Here is a 22,624-nt window from a genome sequence, read left to right as displayed (position 1 = left end):
AAACCGCGATGTTTTAACTCGCGGATGAAGTTGACACGGCGGTTTGAACCGCCCTAGGGCTACTGAAAGCATAGTTATAACCATCTTTTCGATGAATTATTCGACAATATTTGTAGCTAATTCCTTGTACTATCTCAGAAGAAGTTGAGATATTAAAGGAGCCTGTTGACCTAACGGCTACACGGCCCAAATATTGTCCGACCTTCTTTCCTGATAAGACAATTGCTTTCACGATGTCTCCAGTTTGAAACCCCTTAACGAATTTGTTTCTAGGAACGTATCGCGATGGAAAACCAAATTTGTCTGTCCGACACATTTGGCGGGTTCCATGCCCAGTGGCCTTAATTAATAAAGGCTGATGCGTAAGTAAATCCAGCGACTCAACTTGACCAACACAAGCAGCATCCAACCAATGGTACTTGGGCAAATTTAACCGATTCCGGTTAAACTTAGTCAAGCCACCCGAACCAGTAATAACAGTTAACCCCGTTTGTTTGAGTCGATTAAATAACGCCCATCTAGTTGAATTGACTGCCGCAGCATCTTTAAGAGGACGCTTTGCCTGCGCCAAGATTCGCTTAAGGACATCTGGTTTCTTAGCTAGAAACTCCTCAATGTTTTTAGCTCCTTTCTTTTGATTGCATTTGTCACAGGCAAGGCAAAGATTCGAGATGCGATTAGTTCCACCCTTGGATTTAGGCTGAATATGCTCAATTTGTAATGGAATATTTTCACCGTTACAATAAGCACATTTTCTTTCCCATTTATTGAGCAGGTATTCGCGCACTTCGTATCCATGCAGCGTGCCTTGCTGATATTCGTAACCTGAGATTTCAGGGTTCTCTATTTGCTGCAAGTCAAACCTGACCAGTTCTTGAACGATCGATTTAACGGGCGCAAGCTTAATAAACCTGTTAACCCAAGTAATAGTTGTTTGCACTCTATGTTGCAATGACGGGGCTAACCAACCATCTGGTTTTTTACGGTTTAAGAACCTCGCTTTTCTATAGCGAGTCTTACGATTTCGCCGCGATCTACGCAGAGAACGGCGCGATTGGAGACTGAGTTTGATTGCTTGCCCTCTATGGGTTAATTCGGCAGCAAATAAGACTTTATTGCCTTGAACCAAGGCTATTCCAGTTATCCTCGACCCAGGATCTATCTTGATTGTGATAGGCTCTGGTTCGGCTATTACTACCTTTTTCAAGATGATTGCAAAAGGGAATAAACGGAAAACAGCTGCTTTTTTGGCCTGCAATAACTTCCTAGCTGTAACTGGACGGCAAGGTGATAGTGGTTTTTTGTTGGCATCAAGAACGAAAACATAATTTTGTTTAGACATTGTTTTGTCTCTACTGGTTTCCCGTGAAGTTAGCGCGCGCTTTTGTTTGGGGTCGGTAACTATCTAAAAAGCACTGTCTTACCCCGAGTAAAACTGTTTAACTTTTCGGTTCTAGAGGAGGCAGCGCGGTCTTGGGGGAAACCCCCATGAGCGACTGCCGTCAGGAGACTAGCACGCATCTCCTGGTAGGTTCTTTAACGCTTGCCCCAAACTTCGTTTCCCTGTTTCCAGGACTTAAGCTGGTCAGCTACCTAAAGATTTAGAGCCTGATGCCCCGCATCTTTAGAGCGGGGTGCTGACTGTTCTATTGGTTTGAGAAGGGTCTAAGTAGGTAGGCGCAATCAAAGCCATCTATGTTTAGTTTTGTAAACCGCTTCCAGCTCACCTGAATTAAGCTTTGAGCTAGATTTACATACCGTTACATAGTTTTGTTGCTCAACGCCTACCTACTTACACCCAAAACTTGGGTGGATCAAATTATAAAATCAGCAATATTGAGGTTGGTTGCACCTGTGGCATCAACGGTGCCCAAGACTACAGCTAAGATGCCGTCTGCGGGATTTGGGCCGAGTTTAATTAAAGTAGCATCAGCCCCAGTGGTAGGGTTAATCGCGTTGTTAATTTGACCGTCGCCATTGAAATCAATTGTTTCAAGGACGATATTAGCCAAAGATACTTCTCCAATTAAAGCAATCCTATCACCTTCAGCTAAATTAAAATCGACGATTACATCTGCCAAACGCGGGTCAGCAGTAGGGTTAACCGTCTCGGTTCTCAGTCCAAAGGTATCGCCACCATTACCCCCAATCAAAGTATCGACACCAAAGTCACCGATGAGGAAATCGTTACCGTCGCCGCCATTGAGCCAATCGTTCGCTTTGCCACCGCGCAAGATGTCGTTGCCATCACCTCCGTTGACATTATCGTCACCTTGGTTACCGTTGATCAAGTCGTCGCCACCTTCTCCAAATAACAGATCGTCGCCGGCGTTACCAAACAGCTGGTTGTCATCCGTCCCGCCGATAATTAGATCCCAACTTACCGTCCCTACGATTATGGGGTTGTCGCTGGGAGAGGTTATCATCACGTTGAGCGGTGGCTCTAATATTGGATTGGTTTCGGTTTCTGCGGGTGCGCTAGTTGTAGCCTCGGTAACCGGGGGAGTTTGGGTAGAAGCGTTGTCAGAGGGGTTACCGCTACTGGAAGTGGCTGTGGAGTCGGAGGGCGAAGTAGCGCTGTTATTCGATGGGACTGAGTTAATTTCCTGACTCGAATTATTCTGAGTTTGTGTTGGTGGGCTAGTTGTAGCCTCGGTAACCGGGGGAATTGGTGCTGGTGGGCTAGCTGTAGCCTGGGTAACGGGGGGAGTTTGGGTGGAGGCGTTGGCAGAAGTTGGGGTTGCCTCAGTAGTACTACGCGCACGAGTATTACCCACCAACGAGCTAGAAGTATTGCTGACTGGGCTGGAATTATTGTTGGCGATCGATGCAAGTGAGTCACCGCCGACGGGGGTTAGGTCAATCAAATTATTAACCGGCTGCGTCGCGAAGACGTTCTGGCTCGGATTAGTATCAGTTTGGCCTGATGTATGGGCTGTAGCGCTGGTGTTTGGGGGAGAGCCTGCAGAGGCGCTGGCTGAACCACCCACACTACTGGATGTCGCTCCCAGAATGAATTCTCCATGACCGTTACTGGTTTGTCCTGTGGGGGAGGCAGCTGTCATATTGCTCATATTACCAGCACCCTGTTCATTCACGAACGACATCACATGGACGAAAGAACTGCTGCCGTTAGAAGGGGTTGCGATCTCCTCCGGCGTTGTGCTGGGCGCGGTCGCAGCAGGAGCAATCAGAGAATCAGTTGGGTTTAAGATAGGCATGGTGACTCATCTCCTTTTGTTTTGAAATTGAGCTGTGCGATCGCCTTTGGCGCTGAGCTGAGCGCAATCGCAAGAGCTGCATTAGCTCAGCTCTCTGACTACATAGGTTTCGCTAATGGTCTGATGCTGATATCAGTCACTTCAGCACTTCGAGGTAAACAAAGTGCTGAAGTGACTGCGGCAGATACGTCCTCTGGCTGCATCAGGCGTTCGGGGTGATAGGGTTTACCTTCGAGCTGGTGAACGATCGCTTGTAAGGGAGTGGCAGTGCGTCCGGGAAAGACGCTGAGGACGCGCACTTGGTCTTGATTCACTTCTTCTCGCAAGCTGTCGGCGATCGCTTTGAGGGCGTGTTTGGTGGCGGCATACTGCCCCACCGTTGCTCTGGCATTCAAGCCTACACTCGAGTTGACGAAGGCGATTTGACCCCGGCAAGTTTTGACCATGGGTAGCAGCGCTTGAGTCAGGAGGTAAGGAGCGCGAACGTTAACGCGGTACTGCCTGTCCAAGTCTGCAACGGGAGATGTTTCAATTGCCCCCATCGAGAAAACACCAGCGCTGTGAACTAAGATGTGGACTTGCCCAAAATCTTGCTCAATAGAAGCTTTCAGCTGCTCAATCTCTTCGTCCCGCGTCAGATCGACCTGATAGGTTTTTGAGCGGGGGGAAGTTGCTCGAATGCTTTGGGCGCTAGCATCCAGGCTTTCTTTGCGGCGACCCACCAAGCAGAGAGTAGCACCCTGGGCTGCGATTCCAAAAGCGATCGCTTTGCCGATGCCGCTACTGGCTCCCGTTATTACTGCAATTTGGTTAGCGATCGCGCTCATAATTTATCAATAACCTCCCGCTCTAACTGACTGAAAAAAAGGTCTTTTATTTTTTCCTACTCCTCCTTTTCTTTCAACAAATCATTCGCCCATAATGCATCCGCAGCATTTTTAATTTCTGCAAATGCCATTCCCGACCTTTCGGCAATATCCAGCAGGGTATGGTTGCCATCGGACAAATTCAAAACCCACAAGAGAGCCATTGTATTTAGCTCCTTATCTTTCTGACCGCCGACCGAGCCGTATAGACCTCGTTTGCCGAGCTGCGGTTCGCATTTTGGGTTTTGATTTAGGTAGGTTTTATTCTGGTCGATCACCTGTAAAATCGACTGACATTTAGCAAAAGCATCTGCCAGATATTGGGGTTGGACGAAATCCAGATTGTCTGCCGATGTATGGTATTCGGGGAAACTGCCCCAAGCCGATCGCATCAAGCAACCCACAGCTAGATTAAATCCTGGCGAGCAATATTGTCGCTCATCGTAGCCATAGGGAGAGAATTCTACAATTTCATACTCTTGAGCCGAATTTTTGAGGATATAAGCCACAATTTTGTCAATTTCGGCATCGCCTCTGCGGCTTTTTTTGTAGGTAAACTTCCCCGAATCGCCTAAACAAGTTAATACTAAGCCATGTTTAATCTTGGGAACTTGTGCCTCATTTAAACAAAGCCAGGTAATCGAACCAATCGTGCCGGGAATGAAGATAAATCGGTAGGAATATCGCCTGGAAAGCTGGCTCAAATGTTGGGCTAAAAAGACAGCGCTCGCAATTCCCGATAGATTGTCATTACAAAGAGACGGGTGACAGACATGGCACGATATCAGCACTTCTTCTCTTGTTTCACCTTTGAGGAAAAACTCCCCATAAGTTAGATAACCTTCCTCTAGAGAAGAGTCAATGCAGACTTCATATTCTTCATCATCTTGCAATTCCAAATATTGCTTGTAGCTCAGACAAAAGCCCCAGTCTTCTTTGTAATAGGAAGTTCGATAAGGAATCCAGTCCGGGTAATCCGGCAGAGTATGCAAGTGCTTGCTTAATTCGCTTAAAAATATCTTTCTTTTAACCGGCACGCTGTAACTGACGACGTGCAAATTGGATTGGCGGAAATCTACAACTCTCTCGCCTCGTGCATTTTTGATATAGGCGTCTTTGATGTTCCACTCTTGAGGAACCGTCCAATCAAAGACTTGAGTTCCCGACGGCACTTCGTGAATTTCTAAGGGAATATACTTTTGGAGAATTCTGAGAGTTTCTCGAACGCCATTCCCTGTAATGCTGCGGCAAATCGGATACAGTTCAGCTATCAGCTGATGCATCTGGAACCCAAACTCTGTTGTATTTCCAGTTTTATGGGTCTGTGTTTCTTGTGCAATCATCTAAAAACCTTCGTTCGTTGAGGAAACCTTGTAGCTTTAGCTACTGGAGGAAACACGACACGGCTAATTTATTAGCCGTTGACAATGCGCCAAGAGTTGTAAGCAAGAAACTTACAATCAGTGGGCAATGCGTTTTGGGTTAACCGCTTACCTGAGTTGATGTTGTGTAAGCTAATTGTTTTTCTGTCTGGATTTTTCTTGGTTGGTGATTGGTGCCACCCACCGACGTAGCAAAACCCATGCAAGGGATGCTTGACAACCGCACCCCGTTTAAAACCCGCACTGATTGTTCCACCGTATCGAAGTCTGATGTGTCCTGCTTGGTGTTGTAGTCGGTGGAGTTGACGACGGTGAAGTTCTAATGGAACAACCTCAATCAATAATGTGTTGTCAGGTGCGGTGTGACCCCCAACATACCAGTTAGCCAAAACCCATGAGTCAACACAATGAGCATCAAACTTATTAGATAGTTTATTCTTTGATTTCTTCAATCCTAAAGCTTGACGAAGATCGTAAGTATCATTCCCTGTGCGAGTTTCTAAGTCCGCAATCTGACGTAGTTCAGAATAAAACCAGTGCTTGCCGACCTCCAGAGGAGAAAACATTACGTTCCATTTGCGCCCGTTCTTCCATGTTTTGGCTTTAATATCTTCAAATATCGTGACAGGAAATATCGATATTAGCCATTTACAGATACGTAGCTTCCACTGCCAACAAGCTAAAGTTGATGGCGGTAATTTTTGTTTATTGACTAACCGATTGACACGGTTTTGACGACATGGTGTTTTACGAAACCGCCTAGCACGTCGCATATTCCGACGTGTTTCTATGTGGTCTTTTACCCAGTCAACTGCATGGGTTTGCACGTTTAGGTAGGTGTGTGAAAAGGATTTAACCGTAAATCCTTCACGCTTTGAACCTGGGTCAATCCCTACTGCAATTGGTTGGTGGTTACGGTTTGAGGGTTCTACATTGAGTCGAACACAAAATACTCCTTTTTTGAAAAACGGTGTTGCCTTACCTGACTTTATCCAACGTTTTGCCCTTGCAGGAGTTGTTGGCATTAGGGGTCGATTATTGCTGTCTACCACTGGAACAAACATTTACGATAAGTCCTATTGCTAGGTTTATATATCCCTTCGCCACTGACTATCACAGAGGTTACAGACTAGGGAGGCATCCAGTAACTTGTTGTGGGCTACCACACCCGGATAGTTCAGTAGTTTTGGCTAGACACTGTTTTAGTCTTGTATTAAGAGATTGGTCAGTTCTCCTCTTACAAGCCCCCGAATTATATTCGGGGGTTAGTGACCGCTATACACCTGCTAGATGAGAGAATGCCTTGACGGGAACAGATTCCAGCAAAGGCCAAGATAAATCTTTCTGGGATATTTCACTGACTGGTAGGGGCCATTCAATCCCCAAAGCCGAATCGTTATAGCGCAAGCCAAAAGCGTATTCCGGTGCGTGGAATTCGCCCATTTGATACATCACCTCGCTTTCATCGCTGAGGGATTGGAAACCGTGAGCAAACCGCTCAGGAACGTATAAAGCGCGGCGATTTTCAGCAGTCAGTTCTACACCGATGTAAGATAAATAAGTTTCAGATTCGGGACGCAAGTCTATAATGACGTCATAGATAGCTCCCCGAATACACCGAATCAACTTCGTTTCGGTGAAGGGAGCCATTTGATAGTGCATCCCCCGCAGCGTTCCTTTTTTATAGTTAAAAGATAGGTTGCACTGGACAAGGTTTGGATTTAAACCATGAGCTTCAAATTCCTTGGTGCAGAAACTACGAGCAAAAAATCCCCGTTGGTCGGGTAGTAGATATAAGTCAATAACGAACGCACCTTTTAACTTAGTTTCAGTGAAAATCATGGATTTATTGCCCCTTTTTTTTTCTCAAAATACGATTTTACGGCAGTAAAATGCTTCTGCATATTTACTGGGTGAATTTGATTCCATTCCCCGGATTCTGAGCAGCGAACGGAAAGTTTCTTCCGTAAACCATTGTTTATTAGTCTGGGTTTTAAAGGCATCCAGAATGTACTGGATTTTGCGGCGGCAAATCGACTCATCTATCTGGACGAAAAAGTTTGGTATTCCCAAATCCCCGTCGTATTTAGGGATTTCGTATTCCAGGATTAGATGATTTCTAAAGGTATTCCAAGTTAGGTCGGAAATTAAGCGGTGGTCTTGGTGAAGATCCTGCCGGTAATGAGTCAAAATCAGGTCGGGTGAGAATTCTTGTTTCAATTGCTCAAAATATTCTTTGACCTCAATCCCGTAGAAAGGAAGAAAGCCATCTCGGAAATCTTTAACGATTACTGTCTTTGCCTTTGCTTCTTTTAAGAAGAGATTGGCACTGGCGATGGCTTCCTGCGCTCTTTCCTGGTTTGAACTGAAGACAACCCAATAAAAGATGATGTTCTTGTAGTTTTCGATCAGCTTTAAAACTGTACCTCCACAGCCAATTTCGATATCATCGCAATGCGCCCCCAGACAGAGAACTCTGTACTCGGATTCGTTGGTTTTGTTAAAGCCGATCTGCATCATAATCATTAACCTACAAGTTGTTCCACTCTTTGGTTTCTCCAAACTTCCCAAGGTCTTTCGCCTCGCGCATACATATCATCGAGGTGCTGCTTCTCTTTAAAGGTGTCCATGACACCAAAAAAGCCGGTATATTTGTAAGCGGACAGTTCTCCAATTTCAATCAATCTTTGAAAAGGTTCGCCAACGAGTTCTTCTCCGTAATTAATGTATTTGAAGATATCTTTCTTAAACATAAAATATCCCCCGTTAATCCAGATATCCCGCTGTTTGACATCCTGGATTTTTCTCACCTGACCAGTTTCATCCAAGTCAACTAAATGAAAGCTTTGGCTGGGTCTGACGCACAAAAAGCTAGCGATCTTATCTTGCTTGTGAAAACGATCGATATACGTCGGTAGGTGCAAGTCGGTCAAGCCGTCGCTGTAGTTAGCCAGGAAGTATTCTTCTCCATCGAGATACTCTTCAATTGCCTTGAACCTTTGACCAATATTGGCAGTCAAGCCGGTATCCACAAAAGTGATTTTCCAGTCTTGAATATCCCGATTAAATAATTGAATATTTGCCCCGTTGGATAAAGTAAAGTCATTGGAGATCCACTCATTATAGTTTAAGAAATAGCTCTTGATCGTGTCAGCTTTGTAACCCAGGCACAAAATAAAGTCTTTGTGTCCGTAGTGGGCGTAGTATTTCATTACGTGCCACAAGAGTGGTCGATAGCCGATAGTAACCATCGGCTTGGGGATGCTTTCTGAATAGTCTCTCATTCGGGTGCCAAGACCACCACAAAATAAAACAACTTTCATTTTCAATTCCTTAATTATGGGAAATATTGACGAGCGCTGATTAAAAGCCCCACCAACCGGGGTTTAGGCTAGACCTCGGCTAGTGAAAGTCCTAAAAATCTAATGCAATTAAGTGTGCCATAGCTAATCTGATAGAAGTTGCCAAACTGGCAATTTCTTGGATCGTCCTAATTCTTGAGGGTGATATAAGTCCCAGGACTTAACCACGACGAGGCCAGAAACTGGGTGCGACCTGGATCTGTCGTTCCCCATCGACGATTTTTCAGAGAAACTTTGGTGTTTGCGTTAGTCCTGAGTCCTATACAAGCGATTTCATCGGCGATCGCGCGCGATCGCCGATGAAACAAACCCATCTGTTCACATCCTATGAATAGACCTGCACTTCGGGAATTGGCACGACAAATTTCCCGCCCCACTTGCGGATGTGAGCCATTTGTGCTATAATCTCTTCCTTAAAATTCCAGGGCAAAATCACCACATAGTCGGGTTTCGTTTCGTTAATTTTATCTGGGTGAAAAATAGGAATGTGAGTCCCTGGTAGGAATTTCCCCTGTTTGTAAGGATTGCGATCGACCGTGTAGTCAAGAAAATCGGTGCGGATACCGCAATAGTTTAACAGCGTATTTCCCTTACCCGGAGCGCCGTAACCGGCAATAGATTTTCCTTCTCGCTTAGCCTTAATCAGGAAATCTAACAGCTTGCGCTTGGTTTCTTTGACTTGTTCGCTAAAGGAAAAGTAGCAATCCAAGCTGGTAAAACCAGCCGCTTCTTCCCTAGCTTTGAGTTCTACTACCCGCTGGCTAATCGGTTTAGAATTGTCTTCAGCGTGACCAGCATAAATTCTCAAAGATCCGCCATGAGTCGGTAACTCTTCCACATCAAACAAGGTCAAACCGTGAGCGGCAAAAATCTTTTCTGTTGTCAGGAAGGAAAAATAAGAGAAATGTTCGTGATAGATGGTGTCAAACTGATTTTCTGCCATCAACCGCATCAGGTGGGGAAATTCTATTGTAATGACTCCCTGAGGTTTGAGTAAAATTTTCAGTCCTTTGACGAAATCGTTCAAATCTGGCACTTGAGCGAGGACGTTGTTACCGAGTAATAAATCTGCCTGTTTCCCTTTCTCAGCTTGTTCTCTGGCTGTTTTTTCGCCAAAAAATTCCACAATTGTTGGGACGCCTTTTTTAATCGCTACTTCAGCGATATTTGCTGCTGGTTCTATTCCTATTGCCGGGATGCCTTTAGCAACAAAGTATTGCAGCAGGTAACCATCGTTACTGGCAATTTCCACCACTTGACTCTGCTGGTTTAATTGGAAGCGATCCACTGCCATATCGACGTAGTTTTTGGCGTGTTGCAACCAGGTATCGGAGTAGGATGAAAAATAGGCGTATTCGCTAAAGATATCTTCGGGACTGATATATTCCTGGAGTTGGACTAAAAAACAATGGTCGCAAACATGGACGTGGAGGGGATAAAATGGCTCCATTTCGTTCAATTGTTCGAGGGTGCGATAACTTTCGCAGGGGGGAGACATGCCCAAATCTACGAAAGTATGGCGCAATTGAGTGCCGCAAAACCGACAGTTACCCCGATTTAAGCTGGTATTATTTTCCATTGCTAATTCTCCAGTTTTTATTTATTCTATAAACCCCTTTTTTTAATCAGGACTTACCCAAAGAAACCGGGTTTCTATCAAAAATCATTCAGTAAGTAAACGAGAAATCTACAAAGAAACCCGGTTTCTAGCCTCTTCCTGCGTAAGTCCTGTAAACGAACCGCCATAGACACGAAGTGGCTTCCCGTAGGCTAGACGCAGAGGAGGCAGAGAAGAAGATGAAAAGAGTAAAAGGGGTATTACTTGTTGCTGGCTATTGGCGCCAGAAGAAATCTTGGTCGATTTGCTGGGTGCGAATGAGATATTCGAGTTGTTTGAGGCGGGTAAATCCTCGAAATTCAAAGGTTTCTTTTGTCATGTCGATTTGGTTAAATAAGTCAAAGAATTGCTGGGCACCGCGTTGGGCGTTCCATTCGCATTTGAATCCGGGCAGGGTTTGGTTAATTTTATCGAAGGAAACCCGATAGCTGCGGTTGTCCGGATCGCTTTTGCCAAAGCTCAATTGACAACCTGTGAAGACATCGGCGACGATTTGGGCAATTTCTTTGACTTGATAGTTGCTGTGGGTATCGCCGACGTTGAAGATTTGGTTGTGAACGATTTCTCGCGGTGCTTCTAGGGTGCAGATAATGGCTTTGCAGATATCGAGTAGGTGAACGAGGGGACGCCAGGGGGTACCGTCGCTGGTCATTTTGATTTCTTTGATTGTCCATGCCCAACCTGCTAGGTTGTTCAAGACGATATCAAAGCGCATTCTGGGAGAGGCGCCGTAGGCGGTGGCATTCCGCAGAAAGGTGGGAGAAAAGCTGTCATCGGCGAGGAGTTTTACGTCTTGTTCCACAAGAGTTTTGCATTTGGCATAGGCAGTTTGAGGATTGACCGCAGACTCTTCGGTGACGAAGTCTTCGCTAGCAAAGCCGTAGACGCTGCAAGAAGAGGTGTAGACGAAGCGGGGTATCCCTGCTTGCTTCGCCAGTTGTGCCAAACGGACTGACCCTTTGTGGTTGATATCGTAGGTGATATTGGGTGCCAGCTGACCCAGGGGGTCGTTGGAAAGTTCTGCTAAGTGAGCGATCGCTTCCACTCCCTGTAGATCTTCCACCGTAATCTGTCGGATATCTTTGTTCAGGGTTTTGGGAGTTAGCGTCGTCCCGTTGTACAGCCAGCCAACTTTATAAAAGCCCGTATCGACGCCGATGACTTCGTAACCCCGTTGCATCAGCAAGGGGGCTAATAACGAGCCGATATAACCTTCTGTTCCAGTTACCAAGACTTTCATAGATTAGAAATTTTAGGCGTTTATTGTGGTTTGTCGCTGCTGCGGCTTAGGGATCGTTCCAAGGCATCGAGACCAATTGTGAGGCAATTTCATCTCGTAAGGGCGCAGCTTTATCTTGATTTAACCACTCAAATAACTTCGCCACTGATTGAGGAGACCGATCGATTTTGAGAAGCTCCTGGAGCATCCGCCAAGCCCCAGCAAGATTGCCAGCCTTGAGGGGAATTGCCGCCCGTGCCAGACAATAGTTGAAGTTATAGCTCCGAGCTTGGGCTGTAATCTCTGCAAAATCATCAGCCGGAAGATAACTCTCGGAAATTTCTAACCCCTGGCGGAGGGACGCCGCTAGAGTCCCAGATAATAAATCATTGGCTGTCATTCTGTGGGAATGCACGCGGTAACGAGCCAAAGTTCCCGGCTCGTACCACCAATCATAAAAAACAGCAATGCGTTTATAAAGCTCCCATTCAGGGGCGCAATCTAACTTAGGGTGATAGCCTCCTAACCGTTCATGAGCTGCCCGACGAATGACCACCGCAGGCACTTGTAATGGACAGGTCACGCCAATCCGCCGCAGAAAATTCTGTGGGATGCCGCTTTGCTCTCCAAACCACGAAGCCACCTCCCCTTTCTCAACCACTACCCCTTTCTCGTTGAAATATTCAAACCCTGTAAACGCGGCTCCGATAGAATCCGGACACCCTTCTAAACTTTGCTGAAGCTGGGAATAGAAACCGGGGAGAACGCAGTCATCATCGTGCAAGATATGAATCCATTGACCGCGACTGAGGGCAATTCCTGCATTATGATTTGGCAGCGCTCCGAGATTTTGTGGGTGTCGGTAGTAGCGAATTACGCCGCCCCCAATGGAATTTACTAGCTCAAATAAGGGCGGGGTACTGGCATTATCTACAACCAGAATTTCCATCTCCGCTTCCCCCGACCATTGTGCTAGCAAACTGGTCAGACATTCGAGCAGATAATGGGTGCGGTTATAAACCGGAATGACTACAGTCCAGAATGGTCGGGGGTTCTGGGGGTCTGCTACGGGTGGAATTGCGGGAAACTGATAGGCTCCCACAGTGACCTCGCCTTGGGGAATGGGCGGGGTTACAGGCACTTCCTCGACTATACCAGCAGGCTGGTAAGCTGCCACGGCTTGGGCATAATGCGGATTTATCCGGCTTAACCCCTGGCGATAGGCAGCAATTGCCTCTTTTAGGTTGTTCTGTGCTTGGTAAATTTTACCCAAGCGAGTGTAGGTTTCCCAATGGTTGGGATCGAGTTGCAGGGCGGTTTGATACGATGCGATCGCGTCCTCCAATTCCCCTCGTTCTTGGAGTACAACCCCCAAGTTATAGTGCGCCTCCCACAAGGAAGGCTGCATGGCAATTGCCTGCCGATAGTAGATCGCCGCTGTCTGCAAATCCCCTGCTGTTTTCCGACTGTTGCCCAATTGATTGTTCAAGGCAGCATAGTGGGCAAGTTGTTCTTGTGACAGCTTTCCTTGAGCGTGGAGTGCGTTGCCCAAATTCGCCTCTGCTTCCATGCAATTGGGCTCAAGTTCCAATGCTTTTTGATAGGATGCGATCGCTTCTTCCCACCGCTGTTGCTGTTGCAGGGTGTAACCCAGGTTGTTGTAAATCGGTGCTGCATCGGGTGCCAGGGCGAGCGAGCGCTTGTAAGCTTCCTCTGCTTCTTTTAACTGCCCTTGAGCTTGATACAAATTGCCCAAACTAAACCAGATTTTAACCGAATCTGGCTTGACTTGTAACGCTTTACTCCACCACTTCTGGGCCATCTGAGGGTTCCCCATCTGTTGAGCCACAATCCCTAATCCGTACAATGCTTCAGGGCGATCGGGCTGAGTCTCTAGAACCTGAAGGTAAGCTTGCTCAGCTTGATTTAAGCGATTAGCTTGCTGATGCTCAACAGCTTGTTGCAGGATTTCATCTGTGCTGTCAACCCCTGCCACATCCGGTAAAGAGCCAAAATCAAAATACAATGAAAACCGTGGCCAAGAAACATTTTGTAAATCTTTGTTTTTTTCTTTTAATTTTGCCTCTAGCAAAACCAATTGTGTTTCTTTTAATCTGGCTTCCCTAAGTTGGCTAAGGCTTCCCTCATAGGTGCCATAATTACCTTGTCCTCGATCTTTCTTTAAATAACAGGTATGCCAAAAAATCCACCCCACATAATATAATTCAAGACCTTGATACCTAATTATATTCCACACAGGATTTGGATGCTTGATAAAAATATGCTCGGGTGAAACAGTCCAATATGCAAGATCTCCGTCCCCGAGCGCAACGTCTTTTACATTGACGTAATACCGCAGATCATTTGGCTTTTTCCAAAGATTCACTCCTGAAAAAAACAATGCCGTATTTTGAATAGGATTTTTTTTCAAATACTGATAAATCCTCTCCAGACGAGCGGGAATACCGACGTGATCTCCATTAATCAAGACACAGGTTTTATATCGAGTTTTACTGATGGTAAAATTGGCATAATAGCAGAAAGAACGGACATCATTTGTCTCCGATTCTACTTGCTCTTTAGTGTTGGGTGAATATACCTGGTGCAAGTAATGAAAAGCTCTGATTTTGTCAGAATACTTCCGCTGATATTCTTCTATTATTTGAGGGGTATTATCCGTGCAGTTATTAAAAGCGATCGCTAATTCATCTACAGCGTCAATCCAAGTTTCGATTACCTGGGACAGAAATTCTGCTTCATTGTGAATTAGCATCACACCGCTGATCCCATCTAGTCGATTTTGTGGCTCAAAGGAAGATGGATTAATGACTGGATTTTCAACTGGAATAATTGCCATAACTTTTACACCTCAGCTTAGTCTGTTCAAGATGATAAAACTGGAGAAACTGCTCTCATTTTGCTTGACCTTTAATGGCGCTTCATCTCGTCGATCAAAGGTATCGAGAGCAATTTGGAGACAATCTTATCCCTTAGAGGAGCCGCTTCATCTTGAGCTAACCAGACGAATAACTTGGCGACTGCTTCAGGAGATCGATCGATTTTGAGAGCTTCTTGAAGCATCTGCAAAGCTCCTTTCAGATTACCATTTTTCAGCGGAATTGCCGTGAATTTTAAACAAGAATTAAAGTTATAGCTGCGAGATTTTGCCGTAATTTCTGCACAACAATCCGTAGGAAGATAACTCTCGGAAATCTCGATGGCACGGCGGATCGATGTCATCTGATCGCCAGATAATAACATTTCAATGGTTTTATTCTGGGAATGCTGACGCCAACGAGCCAAAATTCCCGGTTCGTACCACGCATCATAAAAAGCGGCAAGGCGTTTATACAACTCCCAGTCACTCGTATAGGTCAACTCAGGATGATATCCTCCCAATCGTTCATAGGCTGACCGACGAATGACCACCGCCGGCATATTCAACGAGTTCACTATGCCAATCCGTTGCAGCCAATCCTGAGCAATTCCTCTCTGTTCATACAATTCTTTGGCGAAAACTACCTCCCCTTGCTCGTTAATATTTTCATATCCTGTAAAAGCCGCCCCGATTGAATCGGAACATCCCTCTAAACTTTGCTTGAGGCGGGCATAAAAACCTGGGAGGATATAGTCATCGTCATGCAGCAGATGAATCCACTCACCTCGACTGATGGCAACGCCTGCATTCCAATTTCCTGGCAGTCCCAGATTTTGGGGATTGCGGTAGTAGCGTACTATTCCTCTGCCAATGGAATTTACCAGTTCCAACAGGGGCGACGGACTGGCATCGTCAATCACCAAAATTTCCATTTCCTCTTCCCCTGACCATTGCGCTAGCACGCTGGCGAGACATTCGAGCAGATAGTCCCTGCGGTTATAGACTGGGATCACCACACTCCAGAAAGGTCGAGGCTGTTCAGGATTTGTCACTGTCGGAATTGCTGGGAACTGATGCCCTCCCACTATCACCTCTTGTTGGGGGAGCGGGGGTGGTGTATGGTCTTCTTGGGCAGCCGCAGAATCGCTTTGGGTTTCCACCGCTTTGGCATAGTGGGGATTGAGCAGCTTTAACCATTGTCGATAAGCAGAAGCTGCCGCTGTTAAGTTGTGCTGGTCTTGGTAAATTTTGCCTAAGTTATAGTAGACTTCCCCGCAGTTGGGATCGATCTCCAAAGCTTTTTGATAGGATGCGATCGCTTCCTCTAACTCCCCTTGCTCTTCAAACACCACCCCCAAGTTCTTATGAGCTTCTACCAAATCGGGTTGCAGCGCGATCGCTTGCCTATAATAAGCCACAGCAGTCTTCCCATCCCCTGCTTTTTTCCGGGCTACACCCAATTTGTGATTCAATTGTGCATAATGCAATTGTTGCTCGCTGGAGAGCTTGCCTTGGGCGTGCAGCGCATTGCCCAAATTCGCATCTGCTTCTATAAAGTCTGGCTTTAATTCTAGAGCTTTTTGATAGTAGTTAATTGCTTCGTCAAATAGTCCTTGTTGTTGCAGAGCATAGCCCAAATTGTTGTAAATTGGCAGTGAGTCAGGTTTTAGGGCTAGAGCTTGAGAATAAGCGAGCGCCGCTGAGTCAAACTGCTCTTGAGCTAAACGCAAATTGCCTAAGCTGAACCAAATCTTAACAGAATCCGGCTGGACTTGGGAAGCGGCACTTAGCCACTGTTCAGCAGTTTGGGGTTCCCCTAACTGCTGTGCCAGCATACCTAACCCGTATAATGCTTCTGGATGTTGAGGCTGTTCTTTCAGCACCTGGCGATAAGCCTGCTCAGCCTCGGTGAAGCGATGGGATCGATGATATTGAACCGCAAGTTCGAGGATTTGAGAATCTGTCATATTCAATCTCCAGGAAGTTGACACTCCCCCGCATTCCGGACGGGGGATTCTTGGCACGGGCGTGCGATCTTGCAAGAGACTTGTTGCCAAGTCCGAGATTAGGATCTTCTCACGCCTGCGCCTTTAAGGTTGACCTGTGTCCCACGGTACTTAATTGATAACCAGTTTATTTTAACGCTTTATCCAAAATGTTGAGTGCCGCCCAATTATGGTCGCGGTCTAAAACGCCTTAACTTGCTCAATTGGGACAACTTAACGCCACGATTTTCCATCCAAACCGTATAGTTTTGTTGCGGAACAACTGAAATGTGCAGATAGCTTCATCTATTTTCCCATATTGCTCAATTCTTCCTTTTGCTTTAAATTATGTAGACAATCATGACGTTTTCTTTAATCGACCTACTTCGATTATATAGGTTGCTTACAACTGCTGCATCTCTCCCAACACAAAAATTTACTTGGCTGTATGCTTAATCCGCTATTTTCAGCATATTGACTGCGGTTTTAACCGCATAGTTGGGGAGCTGGGGAGAGAGTTTGACGGTTTCGGGACTTACCCACGAAGAGGCCATCACCAAAGTTTCGACCTACATCTCTAGTTGACAAATCAACGATTTTTCAGAGAAACTTTGGTGTTTGCGTCAGGGGAGAGCGGTTATGTTCCCACCAATCAAATCTGTCACCTCATTGACGGTTATACCAGTCCTGGCAAATTCGTAAGCAAAGATTAAGTTCTAGGTTTTGTTTGGTTGTTGGAAGTGTTTTGTACTGGAATGTATATTTCATGGTAATATCTTAATAGAATACAAGGGTGTAATACAAGTGTTTGCTGGTCAATTGTTATTACATATTTGTTAGGGAACACCGATCAACCAATAGCAGTTGAAATGGTAAAAACTGGGGGCGTTTCCCGTCATTTTTTACCCGCATTCCTCTGACGCTACCCTGGGGGTGAGACGGGAGAGGAATGCGGGGTTAGCTGAGTTGAAAACCGCTATAAATTGGGAAACCTTGTTCTCTGATTAAGCTGTCATTAACTGATTGTAGGTGTAACTTACACCACCGGCAAATTGGAATTGCTCAAATCCGGTGGTGGTCATGGTAATGCCATCTAGCTGAAAATTAGCACCATTGTTAGCGCCAAAACTGATCTTAAAGCTGTCTCGATTGTAAGAGCCAAGGCTGAGTATATCGGACTCTTTACCACCATCGACTGTAGCGTCACCGAAACCTTGAACAAAGTCTTTACCTTCTCCCATGTTTATGTTGACGCCACCTGCAAAACTGGAGGCGATCGCCCGATCGTCTCCCTGTCCCATATCAATACGGCCGCCAAAGATGCCGTAAGAGTTTGATCCGGTAGCCTGGGCCGAGATAGTATCGTTTCCATCTCCGGTAGTAATCCAGCCTGTAACGTTGTCAATGGCGATCCCCTTGTTAGAAGCCTTAGCAGTAGCTTCTATAGTATCGTCTCCAGTTCCGGTACGAATAACGCCGCTTCCAGTGTTGTCAATGGCGATCGCCTGGTCAGAAGCCTTAGCAGTAGCATTGATAACAGCTATAGCCAAAGCTTGATTCTCGGGACTGGCACTAGCAAAACTAGAACCATAAACACCTGCAAAGGTAGCAGCACTAGAAGTGGCACTAGCACTGAGAGTATCGTTACCCTTGCCACTGGTAATTATGCCTCCCATATTCTTAATGCCGGTGGCGGTGATGGTTGCCTGAGGTGAACTACCTACACTTCCCTTCGGGTAAGTGTAGGCTTCTGGCACGTTCTTAACGTTTCCAGAACTTCCTTCGAGGTACTATTAGTAGTAGAATCACTCACTACCGGATTCCCTTTACGGCGTTTTATCGTTGGGAACAGTCCCAGCCCAACGCGCTTTATGTTGATAGCGGCATTGATGTCGCGGTCAACCCAAAGCAATTCTTTTTCGTCCCAGTACTGGCGTATATCGCCATTGGTGAAGATAAACTCGTCACGGTATGCGAGCAACTGAGATGTGTATGCAGGTTTTACTGCTATTGTCCTAGCCCCAGCTTTTCCAGCTATGTATTCTAGAATTTTGAAAAACTGTCCAAATGCAGCATCGTTCCAGGATTTGTTCAACCCAGACTTGGCTGATTGACCATTGGGTAAGTATTTGCCATCCTCATCCTGTTTAGCTTTTTTCCGCTTTGACAAAGCTTTTAGGTTTAAATCTTCGTGGGCAAAAACTTTTTTGTTTGTCCGAACTACTGCATGAGCAGTCTTAAAAGCGTGGTCTTTTCTGGCCCTAGCAATACGTTGATGTTCCCGCGCTTCCCGTTTAGCCAATTTACGGCGTGATTTACTACCTTTTTTCTTGGTAAACTTGCGGCTAGAAACTTTAGCCAACCGCTTTTCAGACTTTCTGAAAGACTTCAACGCTGGTAATTTGATATTCTCTGAAGTTGCCAAGTAATCGTCTTCATGCAACACCGCGTCCAATCCAAGGGTGTTGTCCCAGGTTGGGACTACTTCATCGGGTGTAAAGGTTGGTACCTTGGGGTCTTCTAGACAAATTGTGATGTACCATCCGTCTGTTTTACCAGTAACAAGAATATTTTTCAGTACAAAACCATCAGGTAAACGACGGTGCAAACGCACTTTAATCCAACCTTTGAGTTTTGAGAAGGATAGGAACAACCAATTTTTTTCAATACGCTCAATAGTGATGGCTTGACCTTCAATCCTGATGGTGCGGTAACGTGCAGCATTTTTGAAACGTGGTTTCCCGCTACGATTTCCACTACTGTCGCCTTGAATAAAACGAGAAAAAGCTTTGTCTACCCGTTTACAAACATCCTGCAATGTCTGGGATGGGACACGATTAAAATCTAGTAATTCTCCAGAATAACCTATTTTAAGTAAGTCTTCTTTAATAATAGGAAGCTGTTTCTTTTGAGAGTATAAATCTGGATTTTCCCGTAGTTGAGGCAAAGGACAACTGACAATTGAACAAGCGTTAATTGAAGTGCGGTTGTGTTCCCACCAATCAAATCTGTCTCCTAGTTGCTTGTTGTACCAATATCGGCAAACCCTCAACCAAGTATTCAGTTCTAGTTTTTGATTGGTATTCGGGTAAGCGCGATACTGGTAATTTAACAACACTTTTGGCATCCTCCTTATTATATCTATGCTGATGAGGAAGCAATGAGGAAACAAAATGAAAGACAAATATATTAGAGTTAGAACATCAGAACGAAGATTAAATAAGCTTCGTTTATATGCCGCTTTGACAGAAAAGACAATGACTCAAGTAATTGATGAGTTAATTGACTCGTTAAAAATACCAGAGACAGGCAATTCCTCATCGACCCCACTCCCGCGTTACCGGGAAACATAGGTCGGGGGTCAATTCGTCATTGCCCCAAAATTCATCCCACGCCTCCCTTCGGGTAGGAGGTGGGGCTTCTTTTGGATTAAGCTAAACTTTTAGCTATCGCTGCGGCGAAAGCTGTGAGACCTTCAGACATAGGGGCTTTGCAGATAGCATCGACGATGGCTGAAGCATCTGCCCTAGCCAATGCTACCGCAGCCACAGAACCTATGGTATCGCCATCCACGGTGTCACTCCCCTGACCGGTGTTAATCTGACCACCGGAGTTATCAATGCCGTCGGCAGTCGCCTTGATGTTAAGGTTGGCAAAAGCATTGGCGATCGCACTAGCATTTGTCCGATTAGCAATGGCTGTGACCTGAGACATTGTCGCTGCTGTGGCGGTGATATCAGCTGTTGCGGTGCCCCTGACTATATCGCGTCCCTGGTTTGTATTGATACTGCCTTCGTTTTTAATCGCATCTACAGCAACGGTAGCCTTCCCACTCAGGTTGCCAGAAGCGATGGCATTGCCACGATTAGCTGCGCTCTCGACAAAGGCAGAGAAAGCGAAATCACCAGTTAAATTGGCAGTACCGATGATTTGATCGTCACCTTTCAATGTAGCTACAGCGGAGAATTTGGGATTGAATATCTCCGTACCTGGATTGACTACATCAGATTGGTTGGTAAACTGGACTTTACTCAAGTTTAAGCCTTGCATGATATCCTGTTTTTAATCTTTTTTTACATTTCTTGACGAAGCGGTCATCTGTTTTAGTAGCACAGCATTGCTGTACTCCTACAGCGTGGTCTATTTTACCTGATAATCGCGATTCGGTCTATTGGGCTTAACCCTCAGCTGCTTCTGCCTGCTTTAACTTCTGGTGACTAAATTGACACTCCCCCACTTAAAAGATGGGGGATTCTTGGTTCAACGAGCGATCTTGCAAGAGACTTGTTGCCAAGTGCGAGAGCATGACTAAATAGCCAAAAATTTAACTAAACTTAACCATACCGACTCGCAACGAGCAGGTATTTTTGTGGTAAGTTAGATGGGTTGCCGAAAACCAAGGCACAAAAACCGCGAAACATGTTTCGCACAAGCTCAATTTTTTTTTTGTTGATCTTGCGAGTACGCTCGGCCCCGTGCGGAATTGACGCCTGTGGACAAGAAGGAGCCGACTCCCTTGGTGGAAGCAGGAAGCAGACCCTCCAAAAGTTATTTTGGTTGAATGGTAAACTTTGACCAAGTTTAGCCAAGTTCTGTAGAGCACCACAACTCGACCATAAACTTTGCCCAAATACTCCAACCACTGCGTGAACTGCGACCCTTGCAGCATCGCATCGCCCCCAACCCCCCTGATTAAGGGGGGTGCCTCAGGCGGGGGGATGGTTCCTAACCATGTTTCGGACTTGCAATTTCTCGAACGCCACAAAATCGTTAGATTTTACGACGCACAATGCCGTTTTAACGGGCATTGCTCTTGACGCTGGCGGGAAACTAATAGAAGTTTGCGCCCTAATCGATTAACCGCTTTTTTGCGGTTGTTAGAACCCTTTTTCTGTTTAGAAATGCGGCACTGCAACCGCTGATGGAGCTTTTTCGGACTGAAGCAGGTGACGGGTATTTTCTACCTGATGACCTTGAGAATCGGTGTAGAAAGCTGATATTCCAACATGCAAGCCAATTGTTTTACCAGTAGGTTGAATGCTGATATGACGAGTTGCATCGATCGCGAATTGAACGTAATATCCATCGCTGCGACGAATAATTCTGACGCGCTTAATCTGGTCGATTTGGTAATAGTGCAAGTCATAAGCCCCAAAAAGTTTTAGCCTGCCAATGCCACATTTATCAATAAAATTGATAGACTTGCGGTTCTCTGAAAGCTTCCAGCCTGTCTGTTTATATTCAACGGAACGATTGTTTTTTTGTAATTTTGGATAGCCTTTTTTGCCCGGATGTCCAGACTTGCAGTTGTCGTAAAAACGTTGAATTGAACAGGATGCTCGTTCGGTAGCCGCAAGTCTAGCTTGAGAGTTTACAGCGGATTGCAGTCGTATGAGGTACACCTTTGTTTGTCAAGCGGCAGCATTAATGCTGCCGCTTGACAAACGAAGCCTTAAGGCTGTACCTCACTAAGAAAGCAATCCGCTGTAGAAAACTAGCAAATTCAAATTCCTTGGCTAAGATGGCACTTAACTTGCTTAGCAAGAGACAATTTGACGCCACGATTGTCCATCCAAAACCTTATAGCTTTATTGCGGATAAATTGAAATGTACGGATAGCTTCATCTATTTTCCGATACTGCTCGCTTTTCCCTTTGGCTTTGAATTAGTAGACAATCATGACGCTTTCTTTTATCGACCAGACTTGATTCTATAGGTGCTTACGACTGTTCTCCCTAAACACAAAACCAGGACTCTAGCACGCGGGGCCAAAAACAAAGGTGATGCGTCAATCTTGCTCATGGAAACCCACCATTTTTCGGAGCGCCCTTTGTTTTTTTGCATAAGTCCTGAAAACTTAACTATTTGACGGCGGTTAAAACCGCCGCGTCGCATTTCATCCACCGTGAATCACGGTGGATGAAATGCTCCCGAACTATTGAGGTAAATCTGTCTTAAACTCGTTTAAGTTGGGATTCAGTTCCAGGGCTTTTTGAAAGTAAACTGCGGCAGTTTCTAAATCTCCGGCTTTTTTGCGAGCATGACCCAATTTGCCATTCAATTCTGCATAATGAGCTTGTTGCTTTGGGGAGA

General features: G+C 45.6%; 18 protein-coding genes. All 18 read right to left on the bottom strand.

Going from position 1 to position 22,624, the window contains the following annotated elements:
- Window positions 1-13: 13 nt before the first annotated feature.
- Window positions 14-1,342, bottom strand: coding sequence for an RNA-guided endonuclease IscB (iscB, locus tag MiSe_RS10575; protein WP_226578550.1), 1,329 nt, complete (start codon window positions 1,340-1,342; stop codon window positions 14-16).
- Between the two features lie 472 nt (window positions 1,343-1,814).
- Window positions 1,815-3,221 (bottom strand): calcium-binding protein, encoded by a 1,407-nt coding sequence (locus MiSe_RS10570; protein WP_226578548.1) that lies wholly within the window; start codon window positions 3,219-3,221, stop codon window positions 1,815-1,817.
- Window positions 3,222-3,319: 98 nt separating this feature from the next.
- Window positions 3,320-4,048 carry an SDR family NAD(P)-dependent oxidoreductase gene (locus MiSe_RS10565; protein ID WP_226578545.1) on the bottom strand — a complete coding sequence of 243 codons (729 nt, stop codon included), beginning with the start codon at window positions 4,046-4,048 and terminating at the stop codon, window positions 3,320-3,322.
- A gap of 56 nt (window positions 4,049-4,104) precedes the next feature.
- On the bottom strand, window positions 4,105-5,430 hold the full coding sequence (locus tag MiSe_RS10560; RefSeq protein ID WP_226578542.1) for a DUF4910 domain-containing protein: 1,326 nt from the start codon (window positions 5,428-5,430) through the stop codon (window positions 4,105-4,107).
- A 71-nt stretch (window positions 5,431-5,501) separates the two neighbouring features.
- The gene (locus tag MiSe_RS10555) at window positions 5,502-6,533 is read right to left on the bottom strand and encodes an RRXRR domain-containing protein (RefSeq protein ID WP_226578539.1); all 1,032 of its coding nucleotides are present in this window, start codon (window positions 6,531-6,533) and stop codon (window positions 5,502-5,504) included.
- A 211-nt stretch (window positions 6,534-6,744) separates the two neighbouring features.
- On the bottom strand, window positions 6,745-7,311 hold the full coding sequence (gene rfbC, locus MiSe_RS10550) for a dTDP-4-dehydrorhamnose 3,5-epimerase (protein ID WP_226578536.1): 567 nt from the start codon (window positions 7,309-7,311) through the stop codon (window positions 6,745-6,747).
- Window positions 7,312-7,335: 24 nt separating this feature from the next.
- Window positions 7,336-7,989, bottom strand: coding sequence for a PIG-L deacetylase family protein (locus MiSe_RS10545; protein ID WP_226578534.1), 654 nt, complete (start codon window positions 7,987-7,989; stop codon window positions 7,336-7,338).
- 5 nt (window positions 7,990-7,994) lie between these two features.
- The gene (locus MiSe_RS10540) at window positions 7,995-8,792 is read right to left on the bottom strand and encodes a sugar phosphate nucleotidyltransferase (RefSeq protein WP_226578531.1); all 798 of its coding nucleotides are present in this window, start codon (window positions 8,790-8,792) and stop codon (window positions 7,995-7,997) included.
- Window positions 8,793-8,959: 167 nt separating this feature from the next.
- Window positions 8,960-9,145, bottom strand: a complete 186-nt coding sequence (locus MiSe_RS10535; protein WP_226578528.1) for a hypothetical protein — start codon at window positions 9,143-9,145, stop codon at window positions 8,960-8,962.
- Between the two features lie 11 nt (window positions 9,146-9,156).
- A complete protein-coding gene (locus MiSe_RS10530) occupies window positions 9,157-10,410 on the bottom strand; it encodes a class I SAM-dependent methyltransferase (protein WP_226578527.1) in 1,254 nt (417 codons plus the stop codon).
- A 253-nt stretch (window positions 10,411-10,663) separates the two neighbouring features.
- Entirely contained in the window at window positions 10,664-11,689 is a 1,026-nt protein-coding gene (locus MiSe_RS10525) for an NAD-dependent epimerase/dehydratase family protein (RefSeq protein WP_226578522.1), read from the bottom strand.
- Window positions 11,690-11,735: 46 nt separating this feature from the next.
- The gene (locus tag MiSe_RS10520; RefSeq protein ID WP_226578520.1) at window positions 11,736-14,525 is read right to left on the bottom strand and encodes a tetratricopeptide repeat protein; all 2,790 of its coding nucleotides are present in this window, start codon (window positions 14,523-14,525) and stop codon (window positions 11,736-11,738) included.
- A 71-nt stretch (window positions 14,526-14,596) separates the two neighbouring features.
- Complete coding sequence (locus tag MiSe_RS10515) at window positions 14,597-16,513, bottom strand: tetratricopeptide repeat protein (RefSeq protein WP_226578517.1); 1,917 nt, start codon at window positions 16,511-16,513, stop codon at window positions 14,597-14,599.
- Window positions 16,514-17,535: 1,022 nt separating this feature from the next.
- Window positions 17,536-18,288 carry a hypothetical protein gene (locus tag MiSe_RS10510; protein WP_226578514.1) on the bottom strand — a complete coding sequence of 251 codons (753 nt, stop codon included), beginning with the start codon at window positions 18,286-18,288 and terminating at the stop codon, window positions 17,536-17,538.
- Complete coding sequence (locus tag MiSe_RS10505) at window positions 18,252-19,649, bottom strand: RNA-guided endonuclease InsQ/TnpB family protein (RefSeq protein ID WP_264196433.1); 1,398 nt, start codon at window positions 19,647-19,649, stop codon at window positions 18,252-18,254. Before MiSe_RS10505 ends, MiSe_RS10510 begins: the two co-directional genes overlap by 37 nt.
- A gap of 311 nt (window positions 19,650-19,960) precedes the next feature.
- Window positions 19,961-20,581, bottom strand: a complete 621-nt coding sequence (locus tag MiSe_RS10500; protein WP_226578509.1) for a hypothetical protein — start codon at window positions 20,579-20,581, stop codon at window positions 19,961-19,963.
- A gap of 845 nt (window positions 20,582-21,426) precedes the next feature.
- Complete coding sequence (locus MiSe_RS10495; RefSeq protein WP_226578506.1) at window positions 21,427-21,933, bottom strand: hypothetical protein; 507 nt, start codon at window positions 21,931-21,933, stop codon at window positions 21,427-21,429.
- A 533-nt stretch (window positions 21,934-22,466) separates the two neighbouring features.
- Window positions 22,467-22,592 (bottom strand): tetratricopeptide repeat protein, encoded by a 126-nt coding sequence (locus MiSe_RS52610; RefSeq protein WP_226578673.1) that lies wholly within the window; start codon window positions 22,590-22,592, stop codon window positions 22,467-22,469.
- Window positions 22,593-22,624: the final 32 nt, after the last annotated feature.

Origin of the sequence: Microseira wollei NIES-4236 (assembly GCF_020521235.1) — a bacterium.
GTDB lineage: Bacteria > Cyanobacteriota > Cyanobacteriia > Cyanobacteriales > Aerosakkonemataceae > Microseira > Microseira wollei.
This window is presented reverse-complemented; position numbering and strand designations above follow the sequence as displayed.

Bases quoted from the DNA above. Each gene is read 5' to 3' on its own strand.
- iscB (WP_226578550.1), bottom strand. From the start codon at position 1,342: ATGTCTAAACAAAATTATGTTTTCGTTCTTGATGCCAACAAAAAACCA.
- MiSe_RS10570 (WP_226578548.1), bottom strand. From the start codon at position 3,221: ATGCCTATCTTAAACCCAACTGATTCTCTGATTGCTCCTGCTGCGACC.
- MiSe_RS10565 (WP_226578545.1), bottom strand. From the start codon at position 4,048: ATGAGCGCGATCGCTAACCAAATTGCAGTAATAACGGGAGCCAGTAGC.
- MiSe_RS10560 (WP_226578542.1), bottom strand. From the start codon at position 5,430: ATGATTGCACAAGAAACACAGACCCATAAAACTGGAAATACAACAGAG.
- MiSe_RS10555 (WP_226578539.1), bottom strand. From the start codon at position 6,533: ATGTTTGTTCCAGTGGTAGACAGCAATAATCGACCCCTAATGCCAACA.
- rfbC (WP_226578536.1), bottom strand. From the start codon at position 7,311: ATGATTTTCACTGAAACTAAGTTAAAAGGTGCGTTCGTTATTGACTTA.
- MiSe_RS10545 (WP_226578534.1), bottom strand. From the start codon at position 7,989: ATGATGCAGATCGGCTTTAACAAAACCAACGAATCCGAGTACAGAGTT.
- MiSe_RS10540 (WP_226578531.1), bottom strand. From the start codon at position 8,792: ATGAAAGTTGTTTTATTTTGTGGTGGTCTTGGCACCCGAATGAGAGAC.
- MiSe_RS10535 (WP_226578528.1), bottom strand. From the start codon at position 9,145: ATGGGTTTGTTTCATCGGCGATCGCGCGCGATCGCCGATGAAATCGCT.
- MiSe_RS10530 (WP_226578527.1), bottom strand. From the start codon at position 10,410: ATGGAAAATAATACCAGCTTAAATCGGGGTAACTGTCGGTTTTGCGGC.
- MiSe_RS10525 (WP_226578522.1), bottom strand. From the start codon at position 11,689: ATGAAAGTCTTGGTAACTGGAACAGAAGGTTATATCGGCTCGTTATTA.
- MiSe_RS10520 (WP_226578520.1), bottom strand. From the start codon at position 14,525: ATGGCAATTATTCCAGTTGAAAATCCAGTCATTAATCCATCTTCCTTT.
- MiSe_RS10515 (WP_226578517.1), bottom strand. From the start codon at position 16,513: ATGACAGATTCTCAAATCCTCGAACTTGCGGTTCAATATCATCGATCC.
- MiSe_RS10500 (WP_226578509.1), bottom strand. From the start codon at position 20,581: ATGCAAGGCTTAAACTTGAGTAAAGTCCAGTTTACCAACCAATCTGAT.